The organism is Leptolyngbya sp. FACHB-60 (assembly GCF_014695775.1).
GTDB lineage: Bacteria > Cyanobacteriota > Cyanobacteriia > Phormidesmidales > Phormidesmidaceae > Nodosilinea.
The window spans coordinates 199,737-218,865 of record NZ_JACJOX010000049.1 but is presented as its reverse complement, the minus strand read 5'-3'; the positions used below and the strand labels follow the sequence as shown (position 1 = coordinate 218,865).

Genomic DNA, 19,129 nt, shown 5'->3' with positions numbered 1-19,129 from the left:
TCGAGGAAGGCCTTCGAGGAGGTTGTTACACTCAAGCTATAGCTGTATCGAGCAGTCTTTTATGAAACTGGGCCAGAGTCTGCTAATTGTGGGGGTTGTAGTAATCGGAGTGGGGGCGCTGCTCTTTTGGGCCTACAGTGCAGCCTCGGCACCGCTGCCCGCAGGCTTTCCGCCACCAACGGCGGATGGGGAAATCGAAATCAAGCAGTATCCCGACTATAGGGCCGCTACGGTGCAGGTGATGGGAAATTTAGCTAACGCGCCCTCCCAGGGCTTCTCGCCGCTCTTTCGCCACATCAGCAGCAACGATATTGCAATGACGGCTCCGGTAGAAACGCGCTACCCGACCGCGACCCTTGAGGCTGGTGCGGTGGTCGAAGGGGACGCATCGGTTTCGTTTTTGTACCGCAGTTTGGATATCGTGCCCCAGGAAATCGCCCAAAACGTGCAAGTAGAAGACATTCCGCCCATGACAGTGGTGAGTGTTGGCGTTAGGGGCGGCTATGGCTACGAGGTCTACACCAGCGGCATTCAACAGCTGAAAGCTTGGTTGGCAGCGCATCCTGAGTATGCAGTGGCAGGGCCACCCCGCCGTTTTTTTTACGATGGCCCCTATGTGCCCGATGCCCTAAAGCGGAGCGATATTCAAATTCCAGTTCGGCAGAACTGATAGCACCATTTCTGCTCATCTAGCTCTGGCAGCGGCGATTCCTCTGTTAGCTATGAAAGCTGAATGATGTCGCTGCTCAAGGTCAGGTTGCCACTTTTTCGCTCAGATACAGGTTGGTGACATACTTCAGCGTCACCGTACCGTCGACCGCAGCCCAGGCCTTATGCCAAGCGGCAATGGTGTCTAGAAACTGTAGGTGGGCACGCCCTTCCTTAGGGATGTAGGACGAGCTGAGCGATCGCCCCACCACATCAGGCAGCGTCAGCGTCTGACCGTAGGCAAAGCTCAGGTGCCGCACCCGCGAAAACCCAATTTGCTGCTCGATGGCTTTAAGCGCCTGGGTATGGTCGCGGTGGTCAATGGCGCGCGTCGCTACGGCGTGGATGATCTGATAGTAGGCCGCCGTGCCCGAGTCCTCTAGATCCCAATCGTTCCAAAGCAGGGCCAAGTGTCCTCCCAGCTGCAAAACGCGGCTGAACTCCGCCAGCGCCAGCGGTGCGTTAAACCAGTGAAACGACTGGCAGCAGGTCACAATGTGAACAGACTCATCCGCCAGCCCCGTTTGCTCGCCAGTACCGAGGTGAAAAACCACCTGGGGATGCGGCTCGGCCGCTTCGCGCATGGCGTCATTGGGTTCAACCGCGATTATCTGAGGGCCGCGATCGCCCAGCAGCCGACTCGAAATGCCCGTGCCTGCGCCAACATCAGCTACCACCAGCGATCGCGGGTCACCCAGGTTGGCCAAAATGGCGGCGATCGCCCCCTCGGGATAGCCAGGCCGATAGCGAGCGTAGTCTTGGGCGCGGTCAGAAAAGCGCCCCAGCGGGTTTAGCGTATGAAGCGGTAAGACATTGGGGCCATAGAGCGATCGCCACACTGCTACGCCGCTATCCTAACCCAGCAGCGCAGCAGTCAGGCCACGCCCTACCAGCGCACCTGCCAATCCAGTACAGTAAGCCTAAACCCTCCCCACTGTGTCCATGACTACGACCAAACTCAAACCCGACTGGGCCGGCGATGACCTGCTCTCTCGCCTCGTCAACCGCGCCATTCAAACCCCGGCCCTCTATAGTTTAATGAAACGCCAAGCCCGCCAGGTGCTAATCAAAACTGCCGAGAAAAATGGCGTGCCCTGGCGGCAGACCTGCCTCGATCTCGACACCCCCGAGATGCGCCAGCGGTTGACCGAGCTAACCAATCCGGCGGTGGTCTACCCCGACTATTATCAGGTGCCCTTCCACGCCTACAGCGAGGGCAACCTCTGCTGGCAGGCTGCCTTTGAGGCCGCCCCCGCCACCTACGCCATGGCCCTACGCGTTTGGCCTCAAGAAGAGATCTCCTGGCAAGAAGCCCAAGTTCGCCTGCGCCAGAGCTTTCTAGAGGTGCTCGACCAGCATGGCCCAGCCGAGGTGACCGACATTCTAGATGTGGGCTGCTCCGTGGGCATTTCCACCCTCAGCCTGCACCGCCACTACGCTCAGAGAAATCCGGTACGCACCGTGGGCCTCGATCTGTCGCCCTATATGCTGGCGGTGGCTCAATTCCAGGATGCCAACCGTGAAATTGCCCAGTGGGTGCATGGGGCGGCAGAAGCTACCGGCTTCCCTGATGCGTCTTTTGATGTGGTGACCATGCAGTTTGTTGCCCACGAACTGCCCCGCACCGCTACCCAGGCCATCTTTGCCGAAGCTCGGCGAGTGCTGCGGCCCGGCGGAGTTCTGGCCATTGTCGACAACAACCCCAAATCGTCAGTGATTCAAGCGCTTCCTCCAGTGCTTTTCACCCTGATGAAAAGCACTGAACCCTGGAGCGACGACTACTACACCTTTGATTTAGAAGTAGCCCTGGTTGAGGCAGGCTTTGAACCACCGGTGGTAGTGCCCAGCGACCCCCGCCACCGCACGTTGGTGGCGCGCCAGGGTGGGTAAGTGAGGGTAGGGGTGCAAGTATTGCACCCGGTGCAGCTCATCTAGCACCGACAACACAGTTGAGATAAAGTGCGCCCGTAGAAATGCGGGTAGAATAAGCTCAGTGCTGGCGTAGAATACCGCATTGGCACTGAGTTTGCGATCGCACCTGTCTTTTGCAATGGCCTTCGCAAGCGCCAGCGGCACAGCCTTAATTAGCGGCAGGGGTAAACCATGGGTGAGTGGCTCGATCACAGCGTAGCGATAGATGTCGATGTGCCAGTAGAAACGTCCTGGAATCTGTGGTCTGACCTGGAGCAGATGCCCCGCTGGATGAAGTGGATCGACTCGGTCAAAGTATCCGATGCCGACCCCGAAATTTCAGAGTGGAAGCTGGCCTCCCGCGGGTTTGAGTTCACCTGGCGCTCAAAGATCACTAACCTGGTCACCCACCAAATCATTCAGTGGGAAGCGATCGACGGGCTGCCCAACCGGGGAGCGATTCGCTTTTACGGCAAAGACGGCCAGTCCACGGTTAAGCTCACTGTGTCTTACTCGGTGCCCGGCGTCATTAAGTGGATGGATGGGTTGTTTCTGGGCCGGCTGGTCGAAGCCACGCTGCAAGACGACCTCAACCGCTTTCGCGACTACGCTATAACGAACAAACAGCCCCCTGCGGCCTAGGCACTATGGGCCTTACGGTAGAGCAATTCCCCACTCCAGCCCTAGCAGCAGGCTTTCACCACAGCTGGCAGGCGCTGACTAGCGTCCTGGAAACTCTGCCTGGCGATCAACGCCTGCCCTACGCCACGCTGCTGCTCACCCGCTTAATTGCCGTGGCGGCGCTGCAACAGCGGGGCTACCTGAGCGGTGACGAGTGGTATTTGCACAACCAGTTTGGCCAGAGCCAGAAGCTCGCGTTGGATGGGTTTTTCTCACAAGTGCTGCAACCTCTCTGCCAGCAGGGATTTACCCTACCCGTCGAGGAACGCCCCTCAGCTTTGCACCAGCGGTTTGGGCCGCTGCCCTTTTTGCCCACGGGTCCGTTTCGGTTCACCGAGCTAGATCAGCGCTGGGGCCATATTCCCCTGCCCGATGCCGCCTTTGAGCCGGCCCTGCACTGGCTGGCCGACCTGGCGGCGGCTCCCACTGGGCTAGACACGGGCTTGGGCATGCTGCTAGAGCAGGCGGTCAATGGTCATGACGGGGCCGCGATGGCAACGCCAGAGCCGCTGTTGAAGGCGCTGTGCGATCGCACCATCCACGCCACGCTGCTCGATCGAGCCGAGGCGCTGATCGGGCGTCGCCACCGCTCCACCGAGCAGCTTTTAAAGGAGCTTTCCCCTGACGAAGCCGGAGCGCTGTTGGCGGAGCTGGGGCAGCTCACCCTGCTCGACCCCGCCTGTGGTTCAGGGCGCTTTCTCGTGGCGGCGCTCAATCAGCTGGTGGAATTGGCCCTGGGATTGCGGGCGATCGCCACCCAAAATTCTGCCAAAACTATTCCCACTTGGGCCAAACCGTCTCCCAACAACCCCACTCTAGGCCTCTACCAACACCTGACCACCCATGTCCTCTACGGCCTTGACCTGTGGCCCCCGGCGGTAGAGCTAGCTCGGCTGCAGCTGTGGCTCCAGGGCATGCAGCACACCAGCCAACCGGCAGAACTCACTGCATTGCCTGACCTGACCCTGACCGTGCTCCAGGGCAATGCTCTGATCGGTCTAGTGCGCGTCGATGACGAACGATTCGACCAGGTGCAGCCCCGGCGCGGCGCCAAAGACCCAGAACAAACCGCCCCGCTCCAGGGAAATCTACTCCAACCCCTGATCGCCGACAGCTATCAGTCTGTGCTAGTTGATCGCCAGGTGCGGCTAGAGCACTACCGCAGCCAGACCCAGCTGTTAGCCGAGGTGGGCAGTGTGCCCGCCTACGCCCAGACCGACTTTTTGCGCGATCGCCTCGACGAACTCAACGGCATTGCCCAAAGCAAGCTCACCCACTTGCTGTGGAGCGAAGGCAGCCAGCAGTTGGGCCTGCGGGTGCCCGATCCAGCGGGCGATCGCCCCACTCGCCCCCTTAGCCAGACCGACGTCGATGCCGCCCAGCCCTTCCATTGGGGGTTCTATTTTCACCAGCAGCTGCGCGACCAGGGCGGCTTCGACATTGTGCTCAGCCACTTCCCTCGTGGGGCTGTAGAGGCAACCCAGGCAGGCTTTGTGGAACGCTATGCCACTTTGTTTGAGCAAAAAAACGTGGCTCCCTCTACTTTTCAGCACAACCGCCAGCCGGTGCTCACCATTGACCCCGACCTCACCCAAGCTTGGGCCGAGTACCGGGGCCAGTTCACCTGGCTGAACAACTACCTACGCCGCTCTGACCAATATCCCCACAGCAGCTCGGGGCCTGAGGGGCTGAGCCAGGGTCGACTCTCTTGGTCGCGGTTATTTTTAGAACGCAGCCTGCAACTCCTGCGGCCCGGTGGTCGCTGTGGGGCTTTGCTTGACCCTTTTTGGGCGCAGAGCAACAGTGCTCCCTTGCGCCACTGGTTACAGCGCCAAACCAATCTAGCTACCGTGCTCGACCTATCAAATCACCAAAAGCTCTGGCCCGATGTGCCCTCTCGCACAACGCTCTGTGCGCTGTGGCTGCGGCATCAGGGGCCAACCCAGGGCAGCCCCTACGCCGTCTATGCCAAGCCCGATACGGCTCTAACGCCGGAAGCCCTCGGGGGCGTGCTGCAACGCCTCATCCACCTGGCGGAATAGGGCAGGCAGGTCGGTGGCGTTGTCAATCACCACATCAGCTAGGGCTACCTTGTCTGCCAGGGGCATCTGACTTTGAATGCGAGCGGTGGCCTGCTCAGCAGTCAAACCATTGCGTTCCATCAGGCGCTGACGCTGACGCTCAAGGGGACAGGTCACCACCCAAATTTCGCTCACCTGATCGGCCAGGTTGGCCTCAAACAAAAGCGGAATGACTTGCACCACGACAGGAGCCTCGCTCAGTTCAGCCATTGCCGCCCCAAAGCACTGGCGCACTACCGGGTGAATCTGCTGCTCTAGCCAGACTTTTTCAGCGGGCTGGCTGAAGACAATTTCCCCCAGCTTGCCCCGGTTCAGGGTGCCGTCGGGGTGAAACAGAGATGCTCCGTAGCGGGCGGCGATCGCCCCCAACACCGCCGATCCCGGCTCCACGGCCTGGCGAGCGTAGATGTCGGCATCCAGCACAGGCAGATGGTGTACTCGCGCTAGGTAATCCGACACGGTTGATTTGCCGGTAGCAATGCCCCCAGTTAGCCCGATAATGCGCTGGCCCATGCGGCGATCGCCTCCGTCAGTCCATCTAAGGTATATTCCGCTGGCTCAATATCGACTCGGCCCAGAATCTCTCGGCAGCTGTCTGAGGTTTTGGGGCCAATGGAGGCGATCGCCACCCCCTTTAGCACCTCTAGCCAGCCTGCGCCCAAGCCCTGTTCTAAAAGCTGAGCCGTATGCACCACGGTTTTTGAGCTGGCAAAGGTGATCACATCCACCCTGCCATTTTTCAGCGCCGCCAGGGCGTCGGGGTCGGGAGATTCTGGACAGCCCGACTCGTAGGCCGCCACCTCCACCACCTCGGCCCCGGCAGCGGTGAACTCCTGCACCAGCACTTCCCGACCGCCGCTTTCCACTCGGGGGAACAGCAGTCGCTGCCCCACCACCGCGTCAGGAAAATGATCCACCAGGGAGTCAGCCACAAAGTCGGGCGGGATGAAGTCGGGCACTAGCCCCCGCTTTCTCAGCACCGCCGCTGTTTTGCGGCCCACCACGGCGATTTTGAGAGCACTCAGGGCGCGCAGATCCTTCCCCTGCTCCAGCAGCCGATCCACAAAGAAATTCACCGCATTGGCCGAGGAGAGAATTAGCCAAGAGAATGTGGGGAGAGCGGCGATCGCCCCATCCAGCCCGGCCCAGTTCAACGGCGGCCGCATCTCTAAGGCAGGGAGATCGACCACCGTGGCCCCCTGGGCGGTGAGCAGGTCGGCAAAAGCGCTGGATTGTTCGGTCGCGCGGGTGATGAGAATGGTCTTTTGAGAGAGGGGGAGTGAGGAGGTGAGGGGGTGGGGGGGTGGGAGGGTGAGGGGTGGAGGGTTTTGAGTTTTGAGTTTTGTTCGCGTAGCGTCTCCGGAGGAGAAATTTTGAGTTGGCTCTGCCATAGCTAGATACCGACGCAGGCGGACGACTTCGCCGAAGACAATCACACAGGGGGAAAGGGTTTCGCCGCGCGTCACCTGGCAAATGGTGAGCAGGGTGCCTTCCCACACCTGCTGCTGGGGGTGACCGCCCCAGCGGATGATGGCGACGGGCATGTCGCCTCGGCAGCCGTTTTGGCGCAAGCGGTGAACGATTTCTTCGAGGTGGCGGCTGCCCATGAGCAGCACTAGGGTGCGCAGGCGGGCCAGGGTGGGCCAATCGAGCAAGTCAAGATCGTGGGCGGTAAAGACGCCAAAGCCGTGGCTCCACACCGGGTCGGTGAGGGGAATACCCGCCAGTAGCGGGGCCGCCAAAGCCGAAGAAATACCGGGCACGACTTCGACAGGGCAGCCGGCCTCGCGCAGCGCCTGCACTTCGGCGGCGGTGCGGCCAAAGATAAAGGGGTCGCCGCTTTTGAGGCGCACCACCTGACGCCCTTCTAAAGCCAGCCTGACCAAGAGTTGATTGATGTCGGCTTGGGCGGTGCTGGGCTGACCGCCGCGCTTGCCAACATTGATGCGATCGCACCCCTTCGGCAGCAGCTCCAGCAGCGCCTCATCTACCAGCGCGTCGTACACCAGACATTCCGCTCGCCGCAGTAGGTTTCGCCCTCGCACGGTGAGGAAGTCGATCGCCCCTGGCCCGGCCCCAACAACATAGACAGTCCCTAGCTCAGTCATGGCGCATTATGCAGCGTTAGTTAAACCGGCGAGGGCAGCGATCAGGGCGCGGTTTTGCTCCTCTGTACCCACCGAAATTCGCAGCTTATCGTCTAACCGGGGTTGTTTGAAGTAGCGTACCAAAATGCCCTGCTCTTTTAGGGCCAAATACAGGTACTCTGCGTTGCCCTGGGGTGGCATGGCCAACACAAAGTTGCCGTGAGAATCGAGCACGGTAAACCCTAGCTCTCGCAAATCTCGTGTCAATGCCGTCCGCGAGGCTTTGATCTTGGCTACGCAGGTATTTTTGTAGGCTTGATCGCGCATGGCCGCTGTGCCCAAGGCGATCGCAAGGGCATCCACGTTATAGCTATCTTTGACCTTAAATAGCTCAGCTAAAAGTGCCGGATTAGCCACACCAAACCCTAGCCGCAGCCCCGCCAGCCCATAGCCCTTCGATAGGGTGCGCAGCACCACCACGTTGTCGAATTCCTGCACCAGCGATAGCGCCGAACTCTCGGCAAAATCCACATAGGCTTCATCCACCACGACCAGGCCTGAAGCCTGCTGGGCTAAGTCTCGCAGGTCGGTCAGCGCCACGACGTGACCCGAGGGGCTGTTTGGAGATGCGATGAACGTAATCGCCCCCTGGACGGCCACCAACTCTTTGAGCGGAAACCGAAAGTCGTCGGGATAGGGAACCTCAACCACGGTGGCAGGTTGCAGCGCCGCCAGGGTGCGATACAGCACGTAGGTTGGGGTGGGGTAGACAATTGGCCGGGCCGCATCGTTTGCACAGGCACGCACTAACAGATTCAGCAGATCATCGCTCCCGTTGCCCACAATCACCCAGTCCGCCGGTATGCCAAGAACCTCGGCGATCGCCTGGCAAAAGTTGTGGGCAAAAGGGTCAGGATACCGCCTGAGCAGCTCATCCTCAAAATGCCGCAGCACCTCAATCACCTGGGGCGACGGCGGGTAGGGGTTTTCGTTAGAGTTGAGCTTGATGATGCTTGTGCCGGGGCGAGGCTGTTCTCCCGGCACGTAGGCGGCCATCGCAGCAATGTTGGGGCGAACGTAACTCATTGCAGATAAATCATGGGGATCAGAGTGCTTCCTGTGAAATGCTGGATCACAGAAATTCAGCCTATTGAGGCAAGGTTTGATCATGCTGACCTTTTACCATACCCCGCTGTCGGTTAACTCCCGCCGAGTCTGGGTGGCGCTGCTAGAGAAGAATTTGCCCTTTGAAGCGATTGTGATGGACCTGGGGGGCGACCAGTTCAAGCCCGAGTTTCTAGGCCTCAACCCCTTCCACCACATTCCTGTGCTGGTTGATGACGGCTTCACCGTAATCGAATCCTTCGCCATTTTGGATTATTTGGAAGCGAAATACCCAACTTCCTCGCTGCTAGCAACAACTCCAGAGGGCATAGCTACCATGCGCATGGTCGAAATGGTGACGGTGAATGAGTTGGTGCCCGCCATCAATCCGCTGATCAAACAGATGATGGGCTTTGGCCAAGAGTCTAAGGATGCGATCGCCCAGGCCAAGCAAAAGGCCGAGGTGGTGCTCAGGTTCTATGCCGACAAGCTGGGGAATGGCCCCTTTTTCTGCGGCGAGCAGCTCACTCTGGCGGATGTGGTGGCGGGCACCTTTGCCCCCTGGTTTGAGCAGCTGGGGCTGCCCATGGCCCACTACCCCACCCTGCAAGCCTGGACCGACCTCCTAATGGAGCGCCCCGCTTGGGCCACGACCCAGCCTACCCCTAGCGAGCTGGCGGCGTTTCGCGATCGCATGCAGCAGCGCATGGCCGCCCAAGGGCAGTAGTGATTCGTCGGGTGCCTCTCTGGAGTTGGATGCTGGGGTTGGGGGCGATCGCCCTTAGCCTGCGCCTGGCTGGCCTGGGCCGCATCCATGGGCTAGTCTTCGACGAGGTCTACTACGTCCCCTTCGCCCTCAACTATTTGCAGGGAACGCCGAGCTTCGATGCCCACCCGCCCCTAGCCAAATACCTCATCGCCCTGGGCATTTGGCTCGTTCAGTGGCCCACCGCCTGGCTGGGTTGGCCCACGGTGGAGGTAGAGGGTGCTCTGGTCAGTCCCCTCGCCTTTCGCTGGCTGAATGCGATCGTGGGCGCGACGATTCCGATACTTTTGGCCGCCCTGGCCTTTGCGCTCAGCCGGGGATATCTGCCTCAACGTCGGCGCAGCTTCGCCCTTCTGGCCGGACTGCTGATGGCCATGGAAGGGCTGACGCTGGTGGAGTCGCGCCTGGCGTTGATCAACATCTACGGGCTGGCGCTGGGGCTACTGGGGCAGTGGGCCTGGGTCAGCGCGGGGCAGGCTGAGCATCCCTCGCGCTGGCGCTGGGCAGCAGGCATTGCCCTAGGAGCCGCCATCAACGTGAAGTGGAACTGGGCGGGGCTGTGGCTGGGCCTGCTGCTGTGGGAAGTTCTCACAATCTACGGTGAACACCGCAGTCGTAGCCCTCTCCCTAAATCCCTCTCCCTAGGGGAGAGGGACTTTAACGTTTCCTCTGGCTCCCCTTCTCCCTGGAGAAGGGGCTGGGGGATGAGGGCCAACCCCTGGCCCAGGCAGGTGGCCTACCTGGGCGTAATTCCCCTGGCGACCTATATGCTGCTGTGGCTGCCCCATCTGGCGCTGACGGGTGAATCATTGTTGAGCGTTCACCGACAGCTTTGGTCTACCCACCAGTCGATCGGGGCGGGGGCAGGCCACGATTACTGCTCGCCGTGGCACAGCTGGCCGCTGATGGTGCGCCCAGTGGCCTACTTCTACGAACGCGCTGGCCAAGGATCAACGGCTACAGCAACGACCATTCACGCTATGGGGAACCCGGTGCTGTGGTGGCTAGGAACAGCGGCGGTTTTAGCCCTGGGGCTAGGCTGGCTGAGTCGGCGAGTTACGGGTGAAAATCGCTGGGCTGGGTCGCCAAACAGTGCCGTGGTGCCGTTTATTCTGCTTAACTACCTGACGAACTGGCTGCCCTGGGCGCTGGTGAGCCGCTGCACGTTTCTGTACCACGCCATGGGGATGGCGGCGGTTAGCACCCTGGGGTTAGCCTGGCTGATAGCGCAGTGGTGGCAGAACCCTCGCGATCGCCCGCTGGCTCTAGTGTTGCTGGGCGCGATCGCCCTCAGTTTTCTTTTCTGGCTTCCCCTTTACCTCGGCATGCCCCTCTCGCTAGAATCGCTCCACCGCCGCTGGCTATTGCCAGGGTGGATCTAGTCACTTCAGCCCTTGATAGTGATCACGTTAAAGCCTTCTTCCGGTGCAGGCGGCACAAAATAGCTAGTGAACTGGTCAAAATCAGCTTCAGTGGGCGCAAATTCGTGATCGCCACTTTCGTTGCGCTGGCGCAGCCGCTGCTTGCACTCGGCGTCTGGCACGTTCAGGTAATACAAAACATGGGCAACCTCAGCTCGCTCAACAATGGCCTTCATCCACTGGCGGCTTTTCACCGTGTTGGCAGGAAAGTCGAGAACAACAGAGAGACCCGCCCTCAGCAATGCCTCGATATGGGTTCCCATCACAGCATTGAGGCGCGTGCTACATCGAATATAGTCGGCCAGCGTGTTCAGTTCGTCAGGGTAGAGGCTGGACAGCCACTCGTCTTGACTGATTAAAACCGTACCCGGTTGGCTGGCCAGCCTGTGTGCCTGGGTAGACTTTCCCGCCGCAATCTTGCCGCAGAGTAGGTAAAGGGTAGCGCCAATTATTGCCGTCACTTAGCCTGTGCTGATCCCAACTTTTTCTCTGACTTTAGTAGCACAAACCGCCTCGAAACGCCTTGAATCGGCCGATCGCCTCAGTAGCCGTGTTCCGTCAAAAACTCTAGCGACAGCCCATCTCCCCCCGCCGCAGAGTCCCCCGGAGCCGTAAACTTCTCTACATACTTGCCCAGCACGTCGCCCTCCAGGTTCACCGCCTGGCCAGGGCGCAGGTGTTGCAGCGTGGTCTCGCGGTAGGTCACGGGGATTACCGCCACGGCGAACCAGTTGCCGCTGGGGCTACAGTCAGCCACCGTCAGGCTAATGCCATTTACCGCAATGCTACCCTTGGGCACGATGTAGCGGGCAATTCTGCGATCGCCCACGGTAAAGCTGAGCTTCCAGGCGTTGTCGGTTTCGATCGCCGCTTCTAGATGGCCCTGCCCGTCGATATGGCCGGTGACAAAGTGGCCACCAATTTTGCTGCCCACCCGCAGCGACGACTCCAGGTTGACCCGGCTGCCGTCGGGGAGACTGCCTAGAGAGGTGCGATCGAGGGTTTCCGGCGAAACCGCTGCCACAAAACCATCGGGCAAAATGGTTTCTACCGTCAGGCAAATGCCGTCTACGGCAATGCTATCGCCCAGTTCGACATCAGTGAGGGCGTGAGGCAAGGGCGCAGTCTCCCAGCGTATATAGGTTTGGGTATCGCCCTTGTGAAAGAGGGTTCCCGTCGCTTGAATCAATCCAGTAAACATGGCTGCGACCTTAAAAAAATTCTCAGGGAAACTGCGACCCACCCAGGGCCCGATCAGGGCATACTTAAATCAATAATTTTTTTCTTTAGAGTATCCCGTATTCCATCTGCTGATAGATAAGCTTAGGTAGACTAAAGGGGCAAACCCCGCCCACAGTCGCTTTAGAATCGCCACATTTTGCAACCCCTGGCCTGCCATCCAAGCGAATCGCCCGGTACGCAAACCGCCCAGTACACTGGTAGTAGTATCGGTTCCAGGCTGACGAACAACCCTAGAGCACGCCAATCAACGGATCCAAGAGGCCAAACCAATGATTGAAATGAGAGTCGCCGGGATTGCCCTAGATGCGATGTCGCGAACTCCGGTAATTTTGCTGCGAGACACCACCGATCGCCGTCAGGTTCCAATCTACATCAGCCGCGAGCAGGCCAATTCCATCATCGCGGTGCTTGAAAACCAGCCCGCCCCCCGTCCCCTCACCCATGACCTGTTCGTCAACCTGCTCGACGAGTGGGATATGACCCTGGAGCGCGTGGTCATCCACTCCCTGCAAGACAACACCTACTTTGCCCTGCTCACCCTCTCCAAGGGCGAAATTCGCCGTGAGCTAGACTCGCGCCCCAGCGATGCGATCGCGATCGCCCTGCGCCTCGACGCCCCCATTTGGGTGATGGAAGAAGTCGTTGCCGAGGCCTCTATCCCCGTCGACACCGATGCCGATGAGGCTGAGAAGAAGGCATTCCAGGCTTTTTTGGCCAACATCAACCCCTCCGACTTCACCCACCGGGGCAAGTCCTCCACCAGCAACGACACGCTGGAAAGCTCTGACTCGTAGGGCATGGGGTTTAGGGTATAAGGTACAAGGTTCAGGGTTTATGGCCACCCCTTAAACCCTATACCCTGCACCCTTAACCCTTCCCATCCATGGACTATCGGCGGTTCGGTCGCACCAACCTTAAGCTTTCAGTGCTGTCCCTCGGCACCATGCGCGCTCTGGCGTCTGAGGCCGTGTTTCGCGACACCCTGACCGCTGGGCTGGCGCTGGGCATCAACCACATCGAAACTGCCCAGGCCTATGGCACTAGCGAGCGCTGGTTAGGGGCCTTTCTCAAAACGGCGGCGGTGCCAGACAACTTGGTAATCACCACCAAAGTTACGCCCCAGCCCGATGCCGCCACGATGACTCAGCGCCTTGAGGAATCCCTAGAACGGTTGGGGCTGACCCAGATTCACTGTCTCGCCATCCACGGTCTCAACACGCCTGAGCACCTGGCCTGGGTGAGCGATCCCCAGGGCTGCATGGCGGCGGTGCGGCGCTTTCAGGCCGAGGGCCGCATTGGCCACGTGGGGTTTTCGACCCACGGCAGTCAGGAGGTGATCGAGGGGGCGATCGCCACTGACCAGTTTGATTTCGTCAACCTGCACTACTACTATTTCTTTAAGCGCCACGCCTCTGTCCTCGACCTCGCTACTGAGCGAGATATGGGCATCTTCATCATCTCCCCCGGCGACAAGGGCGGCATGCTCTACACCCCGCCCGCCCAGCTTGAGGAACTCTGCGCGCCGTTTACCCCACTGGAGCTGACCTATCGCTGGCTGCTGGCCGACCCGCGCATCACCACCCTCAGCACCGGCCCCGCCATCCCTGCCGAACTCGCCGCTTTAGAAAGCTTGGGCGATCGCACCCATCCCCTCACCACCGCAGAACTTACCGCTCTCGAACGACTTTCGGCGCAGGAATCTGCTGCCTTGGGGAGCGATCGCTGCGCTCAGTGCTACGACTGCCTCCCCTGCCCCGAAGCCATTAATATTCCAGAAGTGCTGCGACTCAGGAATTTGGCAGTGGCCTACGACATGCAGGCCTTTGGCACCTACCGCTACCGCATGTTTGAGAACGCGGGCCACTGGTTCCCCGGTCGCAAGGCCAACCGCTGCACCGACTGCGGCGACTGCCTGCCCCGCTGCCCCGAAAAGCTGGATATTCCTACCCTGCTGCGCGACACCCACGATCGCCTCCAAGGCCCCACCCGCCGCCGCCTCTGGGGCGACTAGGGGTCATAGTTCCAGGAGACTTCCGGTAAGTTTTTCACTATTTCGCCTAGGGGCTGGCCCGACAGTTCTGCCAACCGCCGAAACGCGCGGCCTGACACGTAGCATTCAACTGCTGGAAAGCTGTGGGCACAGCGCCGATAAAACCGTTGAGCGCTAGGGTTATTGACGGCTCCACCGGTAATATATTCACCGCCTCGCTGCTGAACCTGAGCCGCGATCGCAATCATCAGCTGCGCCGCCACCCCCCGGCCGCGGTGCCCCCGATCGACAAACAAATCGATGATCACGCCACCCTTTATGCTGTGGTGCAGGTCATAGTGAGAGCCCCAGGCGGCAAATGCGATCGGCGTTAGCGATTCTGTCTCCGCCACCATTAGCTCAAACTCAGCCCCAAACCCGTCCTAAGCAAGCCTTTGAGGAGTGCCACCCCAAGGGCGCTGAAAGGTCTCCTGCATGTACAGTTCTAGCAGGGCGGTAAGACTGGGCAGATCATCTAAGGTTGCAGGGCGCACCTGGTAAGGCATAAGCCAACCATCCTCGCTGTCCAAGAAATAGGCTTTAGTGAGCACCATTGTGCAATGCAGAGCGCACCACCGCCATAACCCGCGAGGGTAACGATGAATAACCCATCGCTATAACAGGGATTCAACGTCATCGAGCAGGGTAAGCATCGACCTGCCTCTGGTCAAAAAATAGCCTGCATTAAGATGCGCAAGCACTTAGCAAACCATGAGCAGTAGAACGTCGGTTGCTATACTAACAAGATGGCATTTTTGGCATCATCACCCAGGGAATTACTGCTGGGAAAGAGCGGTCAGTTTAGACCCTCAATGTTCCTATCGCCGAGAAAATGCCTACTCTATAGCTAAGGCACTCACCCCCCAGCCATTCACCCAGAGCCAAAGATACCGTGGAAGAACAAAAGCAACCCTCCGAAGTCATTACTCTCCTTTCTAGCCGCGAGCTAGAAAAAATGCGCAAAGCCTGCCAGCTCGCCGCTCAGCTGCTCGACTACCTGACTCCCCACGTTAAGCCCGGCGTTAGCACCCAAGAACTCAACGACTTGGCCGAAACCTGGACCCAAAAGCACGGCGCGAAAAGCGCTCCCTTGGGCTATGCCGGTACGGTGATGCCCTTCCCTCGTTCGATCTGCACCAGCATCAACGAAGTTATTTGCCACGGCATTCCCAACGGCGAAGATGTGCTGCGCGACGGCGACATTATCAATATCGACGTCACCCCCATTCTGGACGGCTACCACGGCGACACCTCTCGCACCTTTTTTGTGGGTGAGCCTTCCCCCACTGCCCGCCGTCTGGTTGAAGTCACCGAAGAAGCCATGTGGCGCGGCATTCGCGCGGTCAAGCCCGGTGCTCGGGTGGGTGACATTGGTGCTGCCATTCAAGAATACGCTGAGGCCGAAGGCTTCTCAGTAGTGCGCGACTTTGTGGGCCACGGCGTCCACCGCATTTTCCACGCCGCACCGCAGATTCCCCACTACGGCGAAAAGGGCAAGGGCAAAAAGCTGCGCCCCGGCATGGTCTTTACCATCGAACCGATGATCAATATTGGCAGCTACGAGGCTGAAGTGCTCGTTGACGGCTGGACGGCAATCACCGTCGATCGCTCCCTCTCGGCCCAGTTTGAGCACACCGTCGCAGTGACCAAAGATGGGGTAGATGTGCTGACGCTTTCGCCCGCCAAGGTGCTGGCTTAGCAAATTAAATTTGCCGGTTTTAGGGCAACGTCATGGTTGTATCAAGTCATTCTTTTGCAATGACCGTAGAGGCTTACCTGACCTGGGAGCCCTCCCAAGATCGGCGCTACGAATACGTCAACGGCGAAGTTGTAGCGATGACGGGGGGGGCTCTGCCCCATAACGACATCGCTCTCAACCTCTATACCCTGTTTAGACCGCACCTGAAACAACGGGGCTGTCGAGGCAATGTCGCTGACGCCAAGGTCAAAATTACGGCCAATATCTACCGTTACCCTGACTTAGTGGTGAGCTGCGATCGCCGCGATATTCAAGCTGTAGATGCGATTCAATATCCGAGCTTAGTTGTAGAGGTATTATCTCCTGGCACAGAGGCGTTGGATCGGGGCAAAAAGTTTGAGGAATATCGCACGCTACCCAGTCTGCAAGAGTATGGGTTGATTGACTCTGCAGCAATGACAGTAGAGATCTATCGCCGCGGTGAGGGGCGGCTGTGGTTATATTACCCCTATCAAGCTGGAGACCGTATTTCCTTCGATAGCATTGGGGTTGCTTGCCCTATCGAGCATATTTACGAGGGCGTAGTGCTGCCCTTTGTTTAACTGTCAGTTAGCTTTGTTGGTTTCTGCTAGCGCTTACCCCAACCTACAAATCAAAGCTTGACGAAGGCCCAGTCAACACTCGCCAATGGACTTTAGGGTTTGCCTTCAACCGTTAGTTGAACAATAGAGTTGAGGGCGGCTTCGATGCGCTGCCAGCCATCGGGCGAGCTAAAGTCGATACCCATAAACGTGCTGCTAGATTTAGTGCGCAGCATTAAATAAACTACCCCGGCCACCAAAACAGCACTGATGGCCGGAATATCTTTGTCTGAGGGAAACGAGCCTTTAGCCTCAAGAAATTTCAGGCTGTCTAGGGCAAATCGGTCGCGCACATTGGCGAGTTCGCGGGTTAGCTCATTGCCTTCTAGCAGCTCCCACCGCAGAATTTCTTGGGTCATGGGGCGCTCTTGCAAATTGTCTGTAAATCTTGACAGTAGATAAGCCATCCAATCGGCTAGGGTTTCAGCGTTTACCGCAGACTCATCCCCAACTAGCTCATTCACCGTAGGCCAATATTCTCCCTCCTGGGCAAAACACTGGAGCAAGCGCGGTAGCCCTTCAAAATAGCGATAAATCAAGACTTTATCGACTCCAGCCTCGCGGGCGATCGCATTTACCCCTAAGCTCTTAAAGCCCGATTCGGCCAAGAGCTTGCCGACGGCGGTTAGAATGCGGGCCTTAGTTTCTTCTTTGTCGCGCGCCATAAAGTCCTCTCGTCAGCTTGTCACCACTCGGTGACCATGATACCGTGTCACTGGGCGGTGACTTAGGTCGATCATTTTCTGGCTGAGCGCAAACTATGCACAAACTTCTGTTTGATCTTGAGGTTTATACCTATCAAATTGACTTCGCTGGCCATGTGAATAACTCTGTCTATATTCACTGGATGGAAATTGGTCGCCTCAAGCTACTAGAAGCCATTGGCATGCCGATCCATGAGGTGCTCAAACAGGGAATTGCGCCCGTTTTAACTCAAACCAACATTATTTATAAATTGCCGCTGTATTTGGGCGATCGCGTTCAGGCTCAGATGTGGCTGTCTGAGCTGCGCAATGCCTCAGCGGTCATGCAGTTTCGGTTTTACAACGGTGACCAGGTGCTGGCCGCTGAGGGCATGCAAAAGGGCTTATTTGTAGACGTCAAAACCATGCGTCCCAAACGCCTTTCATCGGAAGAAAGAGCTTTGTTTTCTGCCTATTTAACTGTGGCGGCGGAAGTCTAAGTCTTGGCACATCAATTTAGCTTCCCTATCTCACTCGGGGCTACGGCACCCTTAGTGCGGGCTGACCCATCCATGACCGGGGTGTTTTTGAGCAGTTTGCCGACGCCGGCCAGCATTCTGGCATGGGGGTTTGCGCTCTCAAATCATATTGTTAGTCAGCAACCCCTGAGGGAAAACCAAATTCCTCGGCAGGCGCACGCTATGCGCCCCTACTCAGATTCTGGGGGCCAGGCGGCGTCAATGTCACTGAGAACGGTGTCTAAATCCTGGCCATCGACATAGTCAACAATGCCCGACCAAAATGCGCCCGTACCGATCGCGCCCGGCATCAAATCAGCACCGTCGAAGCGCAGCACATCGGCATCGCGCAAAATCTCGGCCTGTTTGCGGGTGAGGTCATCGGGGTAAGCGTCGAGGCTCACCTGCTGGTGCGGCGAGATGTAGCTGCCCAGCCCGGCCCAGATCGCGTGGGGTTCGGGAGTGGCTAGATAGGCCATCAGGGCGCGCACCGCTGGCGTGTCGTTAAATACGCCAAAGACAATGCCGCCCAAAATCACCGCATCGCCCTGGGCTGGGTCCATTGGCGGCAGCGGAAATACGCTGAGGTTGACGCCGGGTTCGATGGTTTCGGGCAAAAATTCGACAATAAAGCTGGCCTGGTGATGCAGGTAGCAGCCTGGTGGGTTGGCAAATAGGGGCAGTGGGGCCTCCCCAAAGGGGGTGCTGAGAATGCCGGTGGTGCCGCCCAGCACCGCATCGGGGTTGAGGGCGATCGCCCCAAAGCCTTCAAACGCTGCCTTTACCTGCGGGTCAGCAAAGGGAATCTCATGGCTGACCCACTGGTCATACACCGCTGGCCCCGCCTGGCGCAGCAAAATATCTTCAACCCAGTCGGTGCCAACCCAACCGGTGGCCTGGCCGCTTTCCATACCCATGCACCAGGGTTTGCTGCCGTCAGCGCTCATGCGATCGCTCAGCGCTTCCATCTCCGCCCAAGTCTCTGGCACGATGTAGCCTTTGGCCTCAAAGGCTTGCGGGTTGTACCACACCAGGCTTTTCACGTCGGCCCGCATCCACAGGCCGTAGACATCGTTCTCTAAGCTGACCAGGTTCAGCAGATACTCGTCGTAGGCGTCGCTCAGGGTAGGGCGATCGATAAAGTCGGTCAGGGGCACCATCTGCCCGGCCTCAGCAAAATCCATCATCAGCCCCGGCTGGGGGAACAGGGCCATATCTGGCGGATTGCCCGAGTCGACTCGCACCGACACCAGAGTAGTAAAGGCGTCGCTGCCCTCGTAGATGATTTCAATCCCGGTGGCGGCGGTAAAGGGAGCCATAGCGGCCCGCAGCTTGTCTTCGCCCACGCCGGTCAGGGTGCCTAGAATGGTGATCGTATCGCCGGAGCGAACTTCGGTAGTTTGGGGGGCGTTTGACTGCGACCTGCAACCCAACATCAAAACGCTAACGGTGAGAGTAAGCCCGACAAACTGGGGAAGTTTTTTCATGGTGCTGGCCTGAGATCAGTTGGCATGAATGGCCCTGCCCTTACCCCAGAGCCAAAGCCTAAATAGGGCGG

At 58.7% G+C, this 19,129-nt stretch carries 21 protein-coding genes; 11 read left to right on the top strand and 10 right to left on the bottom strand.

What is annotated here, in order from left to right; translation table 11 throughout:
* Nucleotides 1-61: 61 nt before the first annotated feature.
* On the top strand, nucleotides 62-670 hold the full coding sequence (locus tag H6F57_RS18815; protein WP_190626263.1) for a heme-binding protein: 609 nt from the start codon (nucleotides 62-64) through the stop codon (nucleotides 668-670).
* An 82-nt stretch (nucleotides 671-752) separates the two neighbouring features.
* Here the strand turns inward: H6F57_RS18815 and H6F57_RS18810 are convergent, their stop codons facing one another.
* Nucleotides 753-1,547 (bottom strand): class I SAM-dependent methyltransferase, encoded by a 795-nt coding sequence (locus tag H6F57_RS18810; protein ID WP_190626262.1) that lies wholly within the window; start codon nucleotides 1,545-1,547, stop codon nucleotides 753-755.
* A gap of 103 nt (nucleotides 1,548-1,650) precedes the next feature.
* Between H6F57_RS18810 and H6F57_RS18805 the strand changes: the two genes are divergently transcribed.
* From H6F57_RS18805 to H6F57_RS18795, 3 genes are all read left to right on the top strand, one after another.
* Entirely contained in the window at nucleotides 1,651-2,598 is a 948-nt protein-coding gene (locus H6F57_RS18805; protein WP_190626261.1) for a class I SAM-dependent methyltransferase, read from the top strand.
* Between the two features lie 213 nt (nucleotides 2,599-2,811).
* A complete protein-coding gene (locus H6F57_RS18800) occupies nucleotides 2,812-3,261 on the top strand; it encodes an SRPBCC family protein (RefSeq protein ID WP_190626260.1) in 450 nt (149 codons plus the stop codon).
* 5 nt (nucleotides 3,262-3,266) lie between these two features.
* Nucleotides 3,267-5,342 carry a DNA methyltransferase gene (locus tag H6F57_RS18795; protein ID WP_190626259.1) on the top strand — a complete coding sequence of 692 codons (2,076 nt, stop codon included), beginning with the start codon at nucleotides 3,267-3,269 and terminating at the stop codon, nucleotides 5,340-5,342.
* Here H6F57_RS18795 and coaE read toward each other — a convergent pair.
* Genes coaE through hisC form a run of 3 tightly spaced genes read right to left on the bottom strand, consistent with a single transcriptional unit; the run spans nucleotide 5,286 to nucleotide 8,554 of the window.
* Nucleotides 5,286-5,894, bottom strand: coding sequence for a dephospho-CoA kinase (gene coaE, locus H6F57_RS18790; protein WP_190626258.1), 609 nt, complete (start codon nucleotides 5,892-5,894; stop codon nucleotides 5,286-5,288). The two genes, H6F57_RS18795 and coaE, sit on opposite strands and share 57 nt — an antisense overlap.
* A complete protein-coding gene (cobA, locus tag H6F57_RS18785; protein ID WP_190626257.1) occupies nucleotides 5,870-7,489 on the bottom strand; it encodes a uroporphyrinogen-III C-methyltransferase in 1,620 nt (539 codons plus the stop codon). Before cobA ends, coaE begins: the two co-directional genes overlap by 25 nt.
* A gap of 6 nt (nucleotides 7,490-7,495) precedes the next feature.
* Nucleotides 7,496-8,554: a histidinol-phosphate transaminase gene (gene hisC / locus H6F57_RS18780; protein ID WP_190626256.1), complete on the bottom strand. Its 1,059-nt coding sequence runs from the start codon at nucleotides 8,552-8,554 to the stop codon at nucleotides 7,496-7,498.
* An 82-nt stretch (nucleotides 8,555-8,636) separates the two neighbouring features.
* Here hisC and H6F57_RS18775 point away from each other — a divergent pair, with 82 nt between their 5' ends.
* Together H6F57_RS18775 and H6F57_RS18770 are read left to right on the top strand one after the other, a co-directional pair.
* Complete coding sequence (locus tag H6F57_RS18775; RefSeq protein WP_190626255.1) at nucleotides 8,637-9,299, top strand: glutathione S-transferase family protein; 663 nt, start codon at nucleotides 8,637-8,639, stop codon at nucleotides 9,297-9,299.
* 11 nt (nucleotides 9,300-9,310) lie between these two features.
* Nucleotides 9,311-10,720 carry a phospholipid carrier-dependent glycosyltransferase gene (locus H6F57_RS18770; protein WP_190626254.1) on the top strand — a complete coding sequence of 470 codons (1,410 nt, stop codon included), beginning with the start codon at nucleotides 9,311-9,313 and terminating at the stop codon, nucleotides 10,718-10,720.
* Nucleotides 10,721-10,725: 5 nt separating this feature from the next.
* Here H6F57_RS18770 and H6F57_RS18765 read toward each other — a convergent pair whose 3' ends face one another.
* Nucleotides 10,726-11,220, bottom strand: coding sequence for an ATP-binding protein (locus H6F57_RS18765; RefSeq protein ID WP_199289643.1), 495 nt, complete (start codon nucleotides 11,218-11,220; stop codon nucleotides 10,726-10,728).
* Between the two features lie 80 nt (nucleotides 11,221-11,300).
* Nucleotides 11,301-11,960 (bottom strand): riboflavin synthase, encoded by a 660-nt coding sequence (ribE, locus tag H6F57_RS18760; protein WP_190626253.1) that lies wholly within the window; start codon nucleotides 11,958-11,960, stop codon nucleotides 11,301-11,303.
* 310 nt (nucleotides 11,961-12,270) lie between these two features.
* Here ribE and H6F57_RS18755 point away from each other — a divergent pair, with 310 nt between their 5' ends.
* Together H6F57_RS18755 and H6F57_RS18750 are read left to right on the top strand one after the other, a co-directional pair.
* Nucleotides 12,271-12,795, top strand: coding sequence for a bifunctional nuclease family protein (locus H6F57_RS18755; protein ID WP_190522910.1), 525 nt, complete (start codon nucleotides 12,271-12,273; stop codon nucleotides 12,793-12,795).
* An 89-nt stretch (nucleotides 12,796-12,884) separates the two neighbouring features.
* Nucleotides 12,885-14,012: an aldo/keto reductase gene (locus tag H6F57_RS18750; RefSeq protein ID WP_190626252.1), complete on the top strand. Its 1,128-nt coding sequence runs from the start codon at nucleotides 12,885-12,887 to the stop codon at nucleotides 14,010-14,012.
* Here H6F57_RS18750 and H6F57_RS18745 read toward each other — a convergent pair.
* The gene (locus tag H6F57_RS18745; RefSeq protein ID WP_190626251.1) at nucleotides 14,009-14,386 is read right to left on the bottom strand and encodes a GNAT family N-acetyltransferase; all 378 of its coding nucleotides are present in this window, start codon (nucleotides 14,384-14,386) and stop codon (nucleotides 14,009-14,011) included. The two genes, H6F57_RS18750 and H6F57_RS18745, sit on opposite strands and share 4 nt — an antisense overlap.
* Nucleotides 14,387-14,413: 27 nt before the next feature.
* Nucleotides 14,414-14,584 (bottom strand): hypothetical protein, encoded by a 171-nt coding sequence (locus tag H6F57_RS18740; RefSeq protein ID WP_190626250.1) that lies wholly within the window; start codon nucleotides 14,582-14,584, stop codon nucleotides 14,414-14,416.
* Nucleotides 14,585-14,922: 338 nt separating this feature from the next.
* Between H6F57_RS18740 and map the strand changes: the two genes are divergently transcribed.
* Nucleotides 14,923-15,729 carry a type I methionyl aminopeptidase gene (map, locus tag H6F57_RS18735; RefSeq protein WP_190626249.1) on the top strand — a complete coding sequence of 269 codons (807 nt, stop codon included), beginning with the start codon at nucleotides 14,923-14,925 and terminating at the stop codon, nucleotides 15,727-15,729.
* A gap of 59 nt (nucleotides 15,730-15,788) precedes the next feature.
* Entirely contained in the window at nucleotides 15,789-16,331 is a 543-nt protein-coding gene (locus tag H6F57_RS18730) for a Uma2 family endonuclease (RefSeq protein WP_242024834.1), read from the top strand.
* A 92-nt stretch (nucleotides 16,332-16,423) separates the two neighbouring features.
* Here H6F57_RS18730 and H6F57_RS18725 read toward each other — a convergent pair whose 3' ends face one another.
* Entirely contained in the window at nucleotides 16,424-17,035 is a 612-nt protein-coding gene (locus tag H6F57_RS18725) for a TetR/AcrR family transcriptional regulator (protein ID WP_190626247.1), read from the bottom strand.
* Nucleotides 17,036-17,130: 95 nt separating this feature from the next.
* On the opposite strand from H6F57_RS18725, the gene H6F57_RS18720 reads away from it, so the two are divergent.
* Entirely contained in the window at nucleotides 17,131-17,553 is a 423-nt protein-coding gene (locus H6F57_RS18720) for a thioesterase family protein (protein ID WP_190626246.1), read from the top strand.
* 209 nt (nucleotides 17,554-17,762) lie between these two features.
* Here H6F57_RS18720 and H6F57_RS18715 read toward each other — a convergent pair whose 3' ends face one another.
* Nucleotides 17,763-19,058, bottom strand: a complete 1,296-nt coding sequence (locus H6F57_RS18715; protein WP_190626245.1) for an ABC transporter substrate-binding protein — start codon at nucleotides 19,056-19,058, stop codon at nucleotides 17,763-17,765.
* Between the last annotated feature and the right edge of the window lie 71 nt (nucleotides 19,059-19,129).